Origin of the sequence: Phocaeicola faecium (genome assembly GCF_014837055.1) — a bacterium.
Classification (GTDB): domain Bacteria; phylum Bacteroidota; class Bacteroidia; order Bacteroidales; family Bacteroidaceae; genus Phocaeicola; species Phocaeicola gallinarum.
In genome coordinates, this window is sequence record NZ_JACSPQ010000001.1 from 817,389 (window position 1) to 830,612 (window position 13,224).

The window sequence follows — 13,224 nt, forward strand, 5'->3', positions numbered from 1 at the left end:
AACGTGGATGTATTCGGGCGTATGCGATACGCCCCTACATCGGATTTATTGTGAAATAATAATTTGTATAATCTGTGTAATCTGTGGTGAAAAACAAATCAGTTGATAACAAAGCTGCGCCGTGCCAGATAGCCGGCAGCCGAGCGCAGGCGCCGCATGTCTCCCACCTCACAGATATACCACTCGATGTTTTTGCGTGCCTCCCCGCGCTCGTAGGCGTTCAGTTTCGACCACGCCCGGCGCGCCATCTCCTTGTCGACGGCGGGCATTTGGGTAAGCTCGTGGTAAACCTGCCAGAATTCTTCGAACTTTTCGTCGCTGCGGTTCACGCCCGGCTTCGGACCACACTCCATGCGGCACAGCTTGTTGTAATGCAGCATGATGATGCTCACCCCATCGCCTGTAAGCGTGTAGCGGATGATTCCCTCACGCTGCAAGGCGGCAAGAAAGCGGCGCGTACGTGTCCGCCCCCACCCCAAACGGAGCGAAAGGCGGCGCACCGAAATGTGCATCTCGCCCCGGTGAAGCTGGGGCTGCTCGGTGTAACAAGCCGTGTAAAGCATATACAGGTATGCTTCGGTGTCGGTTAACGGACGTTCTTCGCCCAACTCATGAAACATTTCTCCCAACATGTTGCGGGGAACTACCATAAATCCCTGATTCCCCGGCGATTGCATAACTTTCGTTATCATCAATCATTAAAAGTTTTTGCGAGGCGAACCACCGTCTGACCCACTTTAACATTTCAAATGGACCACTCAACTGCTTCGCGCTCAGGTTATTACTCGGAGAGGTGTTACGCAAGTGTACCACCTGCCGTACCACCCTCTCTATTTATTATATAAAAGAAAGAAATAATAAGCAACGGAAGATTCTTTGCCGGCAAAGAACGTTCGTATTGATATTTTTCTTAATTTTAACCTCGATTTCCCAACAAGAGGTTATGTGTTACGCCGCAAAAATGGAGATTTTTTATCAAACAAACCCTGCCTTACAGGGCAGGATAAAACCGAAAATATTTTACGTAACACATGGCTAAAAAACAGACTGACCTATTGCCTTTCTGCGAAGTAAGCAAGGAGCAACTTGAGGCGTGGATGAGTACCGTCCACTTATTTTTTGACAAAATGTATAAAACGGCGGACATACCGAAAGCGCGCGTTATCAGCGCCACCGGATGCCACGAGCGGACGCTCTACGCCAAACGGCATAACTATAAGTTTGAAACCATGGCAAGATTAGTGTTCTTCCTCACCCAAGCCATGAACTTCACGCTTAACCTGAACGCGCTGTTACAGGCGGTGATACACTGCTGCCGCGAGGGGAAAGACCTCGTGATACAGCCTGCCGACCCCGACGCGCCGCTGGAACCGGGACAGGAGAAAATTCTGGCACAAAAACGCAAGCGCAAGCGTTGAACCGCTTGTCGGCACGGGAGGCGGAACGCTTGCGGAAGCACCCGCACACCCAAGCCGTAAAAATCCGGACACACTGCCCGAAGTCATAACAATCTCTAATGATGTTTGAATTATTCGGGTTTTGTGTTCGGATTTCAGTATATTTTGCGTACCTTTGCCCCGAAGTACGACCCCGTGGCAGCAACTGTGGGAGGCTTTCCTATACGGAGGCGGCACGCAGGCAGGCTTCATCTTCAGGGAAAGACGGACAAGAACCTGCGCTAACAACGCGAAGCGCAGGGAAAAGAGGAACACCCCTATCCCACGAAAAACCTCACCACAAACAGTCAACACCGAACCCGAACAAATACGAATGACGGAAAACATCCTGAGCGAAACGGTATGGATGCCCCTGCAAACCATCTACAACAAAGAGTTGCTGGTGGGCGAATACCTGCGAGAGAAACATATCGAGTATTACATACCCATGAGCTACGAGCTGCACGAAGCCCACGGCGATCCGGAACAGGGCAGGCGCACGCTTGTACCCGCCATCCACAACCTGCTGTTCATCCGCTGCCGGTACGACGAGGAATGGTGCCGCCGCTTTGTGCGCGAATCGCCCCACCCCGTCTACTTCCTGAAGCGCGAACGGGCGGGAAACGGGTTTTGCACCGTGGGCGAGGCGGAGATGCAGAACTTCATCCGTGCCACCAACCCCGACATCGAGGGGACGCGCTTCGTGAACCCCGAAAAGCTGAAGGGCAAGAAGGGCACGCCGGTACGTATCGTGAAACCGGGCCCGCTGTATGGCGTGACGGGAACCTTCGTGCGCTATGGCGGAAAGCATTACATCGCCATACAGATGCCGCAGAGCACCACGCTCATCAAGGTGAGCTACACGTGGTGCGAACTGATCGAATGATTTTCCATTCACCACAGATTACACGGATTATTATTTTTTGAAACGCGGATTCACGCGGATTAGCGCGGATTAATAATTTTATTATTTTTTCATCTGCGAAAATCTGTGTAATCTGCGGTGAAAGAAAACAGTAAAAAATAACAACACCGAGACATCACCCGGCAGGCACTCCGCACGGAGTCAGGGCACGGCATGGGTTGATTATGAATTTATTAACTAAAACAGCTCACCACAGATTACACAGATTATTATTTTTTGAAACGCGGATTCACGCGGATTAGCGCGGATTGATATATTTATATTATTCTCATCTGCGAAAATCTGTGTAATCTGCGGTGAAAAAATATCTGCGAAAATCTGTGTAATCTGCGGTGAAAAATATATCTGCGGTGAAAAAAATAAAAAACGTGTAAGAATAATCTCAAGCAAATATCATTATACAGAGACATCTGCACACGGCGGATGCCTCCGGATTTTTTTTATGGATAAAACTTCGAATAACAAACGTATAGCAAAAAATACGATGCTGCTGTATGTGAGGATGATTGTATTGATGTTCGTCCAACTGTACACCGTGCCCGTTATCCTGAACGCATTAGGAACGGAAGATTACGGAATATACAACGTTACGGCAGGCGTAGTTACCATGTTTTCATTTATCGGCGGTTCGCTGGCATCCGGTTCACAACGCTTTTTATCGTTCGAACTGGGACGGAACGACGAAAAGAAACTGAAAAGCGTGTTTAATACCACGCTGTCTATTTACCTGATTATTGCCGTCGGGATTTTCATTGTGTTGGAACTTGCCGGCACGCTCTTCCTAAACTACAAAATGACCGTGCCGCCCGAAAGGATGGAAGCCGCCAACTGGGTATTACAGTCGGCTATCGTGGCTTTTCTGTTCAGCCTCGCCAACATACCGTTTACTGCTGCCGTCATCGCCCACGAACGGATGAACCTGTTTGCTTATATAAGCATCGTAGAATGTTTTGTGAAACTGGGGATAGCCCTGCTGTTGCCGCTCATCCACACCGACCGCCTGACGGCATACGCCATCATGATTTGCTCTGCCCAACTGCTTATCTTGCTGAGTTACGTGTGGTACTGCCGCAGGAATTTCGCCGAGTGCAGACACCTGCGCTTTTCGTTAGACCCCGCATTGCGCAAAGACCTGCTGAGCTATTCGGGCTGGAACATGATAGGCTCGATAGCCATGATATCGCGTATGCAGGGCATCAACATCATCATGAACCTGTTTTTCGGTCCGCTGCTGAACGCCGCCCATGCCATCGCCCAACAGATTAACGGTGCGCTGAACCAGTTTATCAATAACGTTTACATGGCTACCCGTCCGCAAATCACGAAGCTCTACGCCGCCCGCCAGACGGAAGATATGTGGCAACTGATATTCGTGAGCAGCAAGTTTGCCTACTACCTGCTGATGCTGCTGAGCATCCCGTTGCTGATTGAAACCCAAACGATACTTGCGCTGTGGCTTCACAACGTCCCCCAGCTTGCCACCGAGATTTCCCGTCTGATGATTGCCACCATATTGGTGGAGACGCTCTCAAACCAAGTCATCGCCGCCTACCAAGCAGCAAACAAGATAAGGAAATATCAGATTTCGTCGAGTACGATTCTGCTGTGTAACATCCCCATATCCTACGTTCTACTGTTGGCTTTCCCCGAAAACGCCCTGCTGCCGTATGTGGTTTCGGTGGGGCTGTCGGTATTGTTTTCGCTATCCATTTTGTGGAACGCGAAACGGCAAATCGGATTCGACATCAAGCGATACAGTAAAGAAGTGCTGGCAAGAGTGATTTCTGTTTATCTGATAACTTTTGCCCTTGTAGAAGCATGTGTATCCTGCCTGACACCCGGTTTTACAAGAATTATCGTCAGCATTATTCTGACCATCGGAATATCCGTGATAACCATCGGAAGCATCGGAATCAGCCCGAAGGAAAGAACTTACATCTATGATTTCATCAAAAAGAAATTTCATAAAAGCAAATAAATTCTGTCTCACCTTTAGATCAAAAGATTTATGAACATGACATTTTTAATTCAGGCACGTTTAGGCTCTACACGGCTGCCCGGAAAAATCCTGAAGCCTTTTTTCCAAAACCAATCAATATTGGATCTATTAATCGAGAAACTGAAACAGATAGCCGGAACTGACATCATATTAGCCACCTCTACATCAGAGAATGATAATCCATTGGAGGAATTTGCCAAACAGAGAGGTGTCGACTTTTTCAGAGGCTCGGAAACAGACGTGCTACAACGGTTCATAGGAGCAGCCGAACACTTCGGAGCTAACCGGCTTATCCGCATTTGTTCGGACAATCCGTTTCTGGAACTGAAATCCATCCAAGAACTGATAAATTACGTAACGAGCAATCCGGAGTTTGACTACGTAAGTTTTAACGTGGGCGGAACTCCTTCCATCAAAACACATTATGGCTTTTGGACGGAATATGTTACACTGGACGCGCTTCGGAAAGTGGCATCGCTCACCAACGAGGCTTTGTATCACGAGCATGTAACCAATTACATCTACACTCACCCCGAACAGTTCAAAATCAAATTGTTAAACACGCCGGAAGAACTTATCAGACACAGCGATATCCGGCTGACTATTGACACCGAAACCGACTTTAAAAACGCACAGGCTGTTTATGCCGACTTGGTTCAGACTACAGCCTACCCTACCATAGCCGATATCATCGGTTATCTGGACATCCATCCGCAATATTATCAAACAATGAAACAAGAAATCTCTAAAAATTCAAAATAATGAAAGAAACATATATTATTGGAGAAATAGGACAGAACCATAACGGCTCTGTGGATATAGCTAAATTAATCGTCGAATTAATAGCACGCCCTATCAAAGAAGAAGTGTTCAACTTGGATTTAAAGCCGATGAACGCTGTAAAGATGACTAAAAGAGATTTGTCGGAAGAACTTACCACCTCACAGATGAACCGCATATACGACACCCCAAACTCGTTCGGACGTACATACGGCGAACACCGTGCTTTCCTTGAACTGACCGATGAGGAACACTTCGAGGTATATAAATATGCCAAGTCTTTGGGACTGGATTTCGTAGAAACCCTTTGCGCCATAGGCTGTTTATCGCTTCTCAAACTGTTCACTCCCGACTACCTGAAAGTTGCAAGCCGAGACCTGACAAACCTGCCTCTGCTTGAACGACTGGCAGAAACAAAAATCCCCATCATCCTGTCGACCGGCATGGCAGGAAAAAAAGAGCTGGACGAAGCTTTAGACATTATCACCCGTTACCACTCCAACATATCTATCCTACATTGTGTATCGCAATATCCCACACATCCCGATAATTTGAATCTGAAAACCATTACTTACCTGAAAAAGCATTACGGACAATATAAAATCGGTTTTTCAGACCATACCATCGGAATTGCTGCTCCTACCGTGGCAGTGGGCATGGGTGCAGAAATCATAGAAAAGCATATCACCATCGACCGCAGAATGAAAGGAACTGACCAAGCAGGCTCATTAGGTCCGGACGGTGTACTGAGAATGGTGCGCGACATCCGTATTGCCGAACGTTGGTTAGGCGAAGAGGAACTTTACATCGACCCTGCCGTAGCTTCGGCAAAAGAAAAATTAGAGCGTTCCATTGCCTCCAAACACTTCATCAAGGCAGGCAGCGTTATCTGTCAGGAAGATTTGCACATGCTCAGTCCCGGCGACGGATATAAATGGAGCGACTTAGACAAAGTAGCAGGTAAAATCGCAACAAAGGATATTCCTGCCAATGAAATTATTTATCCCGATTATCTGAAATAATATGAAACTACCCAAACTGATATTGACAGACATAGACGGCGTATGGACTGACGGCGGAATGTATTACGACCAGACGGGAAACGAATGGAAAAAGTTTCATACGTATGACAGTGCCGGCGTTCTGTTGGCACATAAATTCGGCATCCCGGTAGGCATCATCACCGGCGAAGATACGGAAATAGTAAACCGGAGAGCGAAAAAACTAAAAGTGGATTATCTGTTTCAGGGGGTAAAAAACAAATTAGAGGTGGTGGAAAGTATAGCAAAGCAACTGAACATTTCCTTGTCCGACATAGCATACATAGGCGACGATATCAATGATATCGCCGTCTTGAAATGTGCCGGATTTGCCGGAGTTCCCGCCAGTGCCCCCGAATATATACGCACTTTGGCAACCGTCCCGTTACAGAAAAAAGGCGGAGAAGGTGTTTTCAGAGAATTTGTAGAACGCATCATATTGGAGGGAAAAAGCCCGCAAGAAATTCTGAATGTGTATATAAGTAATATTCATTGAAAATGAAAATAGTATATTGCATTCATTCCCTATATAACTCGGCAGGGATGGAAAGAATCATTACAGAAAAGGCTAACGCCTTGTCTGAAAAAGGACACAAGGTTTTCATAATCACAGCAGAACAACAAAACCGACCCGTTTTTTACCAACTCGCTCCAAAGGTTGTTCACTATGACTTAGGAATCAATTATACAGAAAACAGTAGTTTTTTCTCCAAACTGATAACTTATAACCGAAAAAAAAGAAAACACAGAAAGAAATTATCTGATTTACTCTTTCGGATAGAACCTGATATTACCATTTCAACTATGGGAAATGAATTTCTATTCCTTTACAAAATAAAAGACAAAAGCAAAAAGATATTAGAAATTCATTTTGCCAAGAATTACAGAATGATGTATAAACGTAATCTATTATGGAAAATGATAGATTATTACAGAAGCAGACAGGAAGAAAAAAAAGCTGCCTATTATGACAAATTCATCGTTCTTACCCAAGAAGATAAAAGCCATTGGAAGGGACTGAACAACATTATAACTATCCCTAATTTTATCACCCTTCCACCCGTAAATGCCATTCAAAAAGAAAAACGTAAAAACATCTTAATATCAGTAGGCAGACTTGCTTACCAAAAAGGATATGACCGACTAATCAATGCTTGTGCCTTGATTAAAGACCTATTAAAAGGATGGGAAATACACATTTATGGAAACGGAGAACTTAAACAAGACTTGGAACGTTTAATACAAGAAAAAAAGCTGTCGGACGTTATACACATTTATCCGGCAACCTCAAACATTAATCAAGTCTATATGGAAAGCAAAGGCATACTTTCACCATCACGATTTGAAGGTCTTAGCATGGTTTTAATTGAAGCCATGTCATACGGTGTTCCTCCGATAGCTTTCAATTATCCATGCGGTCCACAAGACATAATCACAAATAACGTAAATGGCATATTAGTAAATAACGGTGATATCATTGCCTACTCGGAAGCCATAACAAAATTCATAAACGATGAATCTTTCAGAGAATCTCTCTCGGCAGCAGCCATAGAAAGAGCAAAATACTTCTCGAAAGAACGCATCATAAACCAATGGATCAGCTTATTCAATGAGCTACAAAAGAATTAGTTATTTTAATTGTCTATCAAAAAAATGAAACAACTCATTATCCTCAGTCAAGCTCCTTTGACTCCCCAAATCAGAAGAAACTGTTACATTGACGAATTTATCAATGCAGGATATACAAACATTGAATTTTGGGATATTTCTCAATACCTACATCCCGGAATAAAACTTAAAGATGAATTACAAGACGAACATATTAAATACATCCCAAACATAGAAACCCTTTCAGCATCAATAGACAACTTAAATGTTGAAAACTCCATATTTATACTTGATTTTCCTCAAGGGTGGAACACAAGACATTTATTCAGGGTTCTTTCAGATAAAGAATGTATATACGTCAGGATTGATATGTATGCCAACACTTATTTATATATCTCTAAATGGAAACAGTTATCCAAGCTATTCAGCAAACAGTTGGTACATATCATTAAGGAAAAAACTAAAAGCATTTTATATAACTTCTACACGAAGAAATATCACATACAGCCTTTTAAGCGTTATTATTCATCTTCCGCTCTATCTAAAGTAAATCGCACAGATAAAATCAATCACCCCGATTACGAAGAACTCAAATACTCGCCGACAACTCCCGCTGTCAGTGGAAAATACATCTTGTTCATCGACACCTATTTCGGTTATCATCCCGATGATAAGTTTATTTATAAATACAATTCACATGCTTCTCCTGAAGAATATCATGAATCACTAAAAAAATTCTTTGCTTTTTTAGAGCAAAAATATCAAATGCCTGTAGTTATAGCAGCACATCCTAAGTCTGATTATCCAGCCGATACCTTTGGAGGCAGACAAATCATAAAATATAAGACAAAAGATTTAGTCTTTTTTGCAGACAAAATCATTTTACAGCTCTGTAATACTATTTCATGGGTAACACTGGTTGATAAACCTCTCATATTCATAACAACCAGAGGCTACGAAATGTATCAATTACGCAGGAGACGTTTACGAATGTTAGCACAAATTCTGGGTATGAAAGTCTTTAATATTGATGAATGTAATTGGGAAGATATAACTTTTACAAACGTAGCACAGCAAAAAAGACTGAATTACATTTATACGTACCTTACAGACAAAGAGATAGAAAACAGGAAAAATATAGATATACTGACCCATTCATTTGAATCATTATGATTTTTACTCCTGTCAATTATGAAAGGGCTAATCCATACGTCTATAAATTATTATTAGCAATATTTTATTTCGACCTCCTTTTAGGATTATGCCCTGCATGGCAAGGATCTTTTATCCTTCGCTTTATATCATACGAATCATTCATGAAAATATGGCAATTAGGGAGCTTATTCGTTACTATTTCATTTTCATTCCTTATACTATGTATTCAAAAGAAAGTATATAATCCGCCTATATTTTTTACAATATACATACTTCACATATTATTTACTACTTCAATCGTGCTAAACGGTTTAAAATCCGGCGCACTTGCCATAGTGGGTATTCCACTATCTTACTGGGTTTTATACGATACTTTAAAGCAATATAGATTTCCTCCCAAGCATCTTAAAAGAGCGTTTTATGCTTTACTCGCATGGTGCATAATTCCCATATTTTATTATGCCGTGGCTCCTTTAGATACTAAACTCTTATTCATGACCGGACCCGAAGGACAAATATTGACTTTTGGAGGATTCGCCCAACACAGAAATTTTTACGGAATTTTTTTAGGAGTAGCTTTTATCTGTACACTAATATGGAAAATGAAGCCTTCGCTTAAAACTTTACTCTGCGTTTTATTAAGCATAGGATTAATATTATCCGTTTGCCGTACTGCAATACTAAGTATAGCCATAACAGTTACTTACATTTTCCTATTTCATAAAAAGATTTCCATCAAAAAGAAAATAGCTTTTCTGTGCATCCTATTTATCATGGGGACACTCGTTTACTTTATTTTAACAAATTCTTCACTTGTAACAAGAGATGTTTCTGATAATGATGACCGAATAGAATTATGGAGCGGTATCATCAAAATAATTGAAAAGAACTTTTTCTGGGGCGTTGGCGAAGAGGCTCTTTATTTCTCCAAAGGATTTCCTAAAGGAGCACCTGCACATAATTTCGCTTTAGCCACTATTGCCAGCTACGGAATATTTGTTTTCGTTACATTCTCCATATTGCTGATACTTATATTCAGATATTCAGGATTTTATTTTAATGCTTTCCTTATTTATCTGATTTCATGGGGACTGACACAACCATACTTCGGCTGCACCTTGATTTCAATTCACATATTAATTCCATTATTCATCGGACATCTTTTAGACAATAATCGAGATTTGATTTTTTAGTATGAAAATAGCTTATATAGTACCTAAATTGGCAAACAAAGCCCCCATCATGATAGTGCAAGAGCTTGTAAAGCAAATGACTAAGCACAATCATCATTGCACTGTATATTATTTCGATGAAGGAGGCACATTAGAATTTCCCTGTGAAACAATACATATCCCTTCTTTTTACGCAAAAATTCAATTTAAACAATACGATGTAGTACATACTCACGGATTCAGACCCGATTTATATATTTATTACCACAAACCACCCAAAGATAATACATTGTATATAAGCACCATACACAGTTACATATTACCGGATTTAAGTTCACAATATAATAAATTCATCGCACACACAGTAGGGAGAATCTGGTTGCATTGCTTAAAAAGACAAGATAAAATAGTAACTTTAAGTAAAAATGCAACTCACTATTATCAGAAATGGTTCAGTCCTAAAAAGTTATATTGGGTATATAACACGCGCGAAATAACCGACCTTTCTCCTCTACCTGATACAAAAATAAAGAATTTATCAGACTTTAAAAAAGACAGCTTATTAATCGGAGTTAATGCCATGCTTAGCCCGATAAAAGGTATTGACCAACTGATAAAATGTCTGCCATACATTCCTGATTATAAACTATATATCATAGGGGATGGTAATATTAAAAGCCAACTTATCCAATTATCTCATGATTTAGGAGTGGCAGACCGCTGTTATTTTGCCGGATATCAAGAAAATGCTTATAAATATCTCCCCTATTACGATATTTATGCCATGCCAAGCCGAAATGAAGGATTCTCATTAGCCGTATTAGAAGCTGCTATTTTCAAAAAGAACATTATATGTTCTGACATCCCGATATTTCGAGAACTATATTCAGAAAAGGAAGTCTCCTTTTTTGAAGTAGATAACTTAGAGTCACTTATCAAAAGCATAAAAGAAATATCGACATCGAATAATAAAGGAGTACAAGTTTATCAAAAGTATATAAGCTCCTATTCTCCAGAACATTTCTATACAAATTATCTAAAAATCTATCAAAACTTATAACATGTTTTCCGTTCTTTTATCCGTCTATAAAAAAGAACAGCCGGCTTACCTCCGAGAATGCCTCGACAGCTTATTCACACAAACTTTAATGCCCGATGAAATCGTGTTGGTGAAGGATGGTCCGCTCACCGACGAACTCGACCGCACGATTGACGAATATGTGCAGCTACACCCGGAACTGAAGGTGGTGGCGTTGCCGCAGAATCGGGGATTGGGCTGTGCGCTCAACGAGGGGCTGAAGCATTGTTCTTTCTCGCTCGTGGCACGAATGGATACCGATGACATCGCCAAGCCGGAGCGGTTTGAGAAGCAAATCAGGGTGTTTGCGGAGCATCCCGAAGTGGACGTGTGCAGCGCGTGGATTGAGGAGTTTTACGAGGATACGAGCCGGGTGGTGTCGGTGAAAAAACTGCCTGAGCTGCATCCGGAAATCCTGAGGTATGCCCGCAAGCGGTGTCCGGTAAATCACCCCGCTACCGTGTTCCGTAAGGAAAAGGTCTTAGAGGCAGGGGGCTATCCGCCTATTCCGATGTATGAGGATTACGGGCTGTGGGTGAGGATGTTGGCACGCGGATGCCGTTTCTATAACCTGCCTGAAAGTGTGTTGTACTTCCGCACTTCGCCCGACACGTTCAAACGCAGGGGCGGATGGGAGTACGTGAAAAAGGAGATTAATTTGTTAAACTATATGAGAGAAATAGGCTTTATCTCGACACCCGTGTTTTGCCAGAATGTGGCTATACGGCTGGTGGTCAGACTGATGCCTAACAATATACGTGGTTTCATTTATAAACATTTGCTCAGAAAATAAATTATGGAACAGAACATCAACAATACGCAAACCGAGAACGGGAAGGAACAGGAAATCGACCTGCTGGAGCTGGTAGGAAAACTGTGGAGAAAGAAGAAACAAATCTGCAAGGCGGCGGGATATGGCGCACTGATAGGATTAGTGGTGGCATTCAGCCTGCCGAGGGAGTACACCGTGTCGGTCACGCTCTCGCCTGAATCGGGAAAGACAGGAGGAAGCAGTCTGATGGGGATGGCTTCGATGCTGGGGTTAGGAAATGCCACCATTGCCGATGCCGACGCGCTGAACGTATCGCTTTTCCCGGAAATCATAGCGTCGACGCCGTTTGCGCTGGAGCTGTACTCCATGCAGGTAAAACCGGAAAAGAGTGATACCACCGTGGCGTTGCACCAGTTTGTGGAGGAGCAAAGCAAACCGTGGTGGGGGTATGTTTTCGCGCTTCCGGGAAAGGCTATCGGGGGAGTGATGTCGTTGTTCAGCGATAAGGAAGAGGAGGAACGTATCGCGCCCGACCCGTTCCACCTGACGCGCAAGGAGGAAAAGAGCCTGATGTTGATTAAAGAATCGATGAAAGCGGAAGCCGACAAGACTACGGGGATTACCACCATCACGGTTACGCTGCAAGACCCTGTGGTGACGGCGGTGGTGGCTGACAGCGTGGTAAACAAGTTGCAACAGTACATTGCCGACTACCGCACGCGGAAGGCTACCGAGGACTTTAACTATCAGGAGGTTATCTATAACAAGGCGAAGGCGGAGTTTTACAGCTTGCAGCAGGAGTATGCGCGGTATGTCGACCGGAACCAGAAGATAACGCTTCAGTCGGCAAAGATTGAGCAGGAGCGGATGAAAGATCAGTACGACCTTGCTTACCAGTTGTTCCAGCAGGCTGCCACGCAGTTGGAGGTGTTCCGCGCGAAGATTCAGGAAGACAAGCCGGTATTTGCCGTGGTAGAGCCTGCCAGTGTGCCGCTCAAGCCATCGGCTCCGCGCAAGGTAATCATTCTCATCGGGTTTGTGTTCCTCGCCGTGGTAGGCAGCGGGGCGTGGATTCTCTTCGGCAAAGAGCTGTGGGAGGATGTGAAAAAAGGAATCCGCGGGTAGTTTTTTTCACCACAGATTACACAGATTATTATTTTTTGAAACGCGGATTCACGCGGATTTACGCGGAGTAAATAATTTTATTTCTTTTTCATCTGCGGAAATCTGTGTAATCGGCGGTGTATATTTGAAACGCG

The 13,224-nt window shown here is 43.2% G+C and carries 13 protein-coding genes; 12 read left to right on the top strand and 1 reads right to left on the bottom strand.

Annotated elements, in window-relative coordinates; all coding sequences use genetic code 11:
• Window positions 1–98 precede the first annotated feature (98 nt).
• Window positions 99–692, bottom strand: coding sequence for an LvrA C-terminal domain-related protein (locus tag H9626_RS03590; RefSeq protein ID WP_191709598.1), 594 nt, complete (start codon window positions 690–692; stop codon window positions 99–101).
• Between the two features lie 339 nt (window positions 693–1,031).
• Between H9626_RS03590 and H9626_RS03595 the strand changes: the two genes are divergently transcribed.
• The 12 genes from H9626_RS03595 to H9626_RS03650 all read left to right on the top strand — a co-directional run bounded on the left by H9626_RS03595 (window position 1,032) and on the right by H9626_RS03650 (window position 13,090).
• A complete protein-coding gene (locus tag H9626_RS03595) occupies window positions 1,032–1,418 on the top strand; it encodes a hypothetical protein (protein WP_178256989.1) in 387 nt (128 codons plus the stop codon).
• Window positions 1,419–1,572: 154 nt separating this feature from the next.
• On the top strand, window positions 1,573–2,322 hold the full coding sequence (locus H9626_RS03600; protein ID WP_225230867.1) for a UpxY family transcription antiterminator: 750 nt from the start codon (window positions 1,573–1,575) through the stop codon (window positions 2,320–2,322).
• A 481-nt stretch (window positions 2,323–2,803) separates the two neighbouring features.
• Complete coding sequence (locus tag H9626_RS03605) at window positions 2,804–4,339, top strand: oligosaccharide flippase family protein (RefSeq protein WP_191709599.1); 1,536 nt, start codon at window positions 2,804–2,806, stop codon at window positions 4,337–4,339.
• Window positions 4,340–4,375: 36 nt separating this feature from the next.
• Window positions 4,376–5,122, top strand: coding sequence for a cytidylyltransferase domain-containing protein (locus H9626_RS03610; protein WP_225230868.1), 747 nt, complete (start codon window positions 4,376–4,378; stop codon window positions 5,120–5,122).
• The gene (locus H9626_RS03615; protein WP_191709601.1) at window positions 5,122–6,162 is read left to right on the top strand and encodes an N-acetylneuraminate synthase family protein; all 1,041 of its coding nucleotides are present in this window, start codon (window positions 5,122–5,124) and stop codon (window positions 6,160–6,162) included. Before H9626_RS03610 ends, H9626_RS03615 begins: the two co-directional genes overlap by 1 nt.
• Window position 6,163: 1 nt before the next feature.
• Window positions 6,164–6,676: a 3-deoxy-D-glycero-D-galacto-nonulopyranosonate 9-phosphatase gene (locus H9626_RS03620; RefSeq protein WP_191709602.1), complete on the top strand. Its 513-nt coding sequence runs from the start codon at window positions 6,164–6,166 to the stop codon at window positions 6,674–6,676.
• A gap of 47 nt (window positions 6,677–6,723) precedes the next feature.
• Window positions 6,724–7,809: a glycosyltransferase family 4 protein gene (locus H9626_RS03625; protein WP_191709603.1), complete on the top strand. Its 1,086-nt coding sequence runs from the start codon at window positions 6,724–6,726 to the stop codon at window positions 7,807–7,809.
• Between the two features lie 24 nt (window positions 7,810–7,833).
• Window positions 7,834–8,961, top strand: coding sequence for a hypothetical protein (locus H9626_RS03630; RefSeq protein ID WP_191709604.1), 1,128 nt, complete (start codon window positions 7,834–7,836; stop codon window positions 8,959–8,961).
• Window positions 8,958–10,136, top strand: a complete 1,179-nt coding sequence (locus H9626_RS03635) for an O-antigen ligase family protein (RefSeq protein WP_191709605.1) — start codon at window positions 8,958–8,960, stop codon at window positions 10,134–10,136. The genes H9626_RS03630 and H9626_RS03635 overlap by 4 nt, the downstream gene beginning before the upstream one ends.
• Before the next feature lies 1 nt (window position 10,137).
• Window positions 10,138–11,175: a glycosyltransferase gene (locus tag H9626_RS03640; protein WP_191709606.1), complete on the top strand. Its 1,038-nt coding sequence runs from the start codon at window positions 10,138–10,140 to the stop codon at window positions 11,173–11,175.
• A gap of 1 nt (window position 11,176) precedes the next feature.
• Window positions 11,177–11,986 (top strand): glycosyltransferase, encoded by an 810-nt coding sequence (locus H9626_RS03645; protein WP_191709607.1) that lies wholly within the window; start codon window positions 11,177–11,179, stop codon window positions 11,984–11,986.
• A 3-nt stretch (window positions 11,987–11,989) separates the two neighbouring features.
• Entirely contained in the window at window positions 11,990–13,090 is a 1,101-nt protein-coding gene (locus tag H9626_RS03650; RefSeq protein ID WP_191709608.1) for a Wzz/FepE/Etk N-terminal domain-containing protein, read from the top strand.
• Window positions 13,091–13,224: the final 134 nt, after the last annotated feature.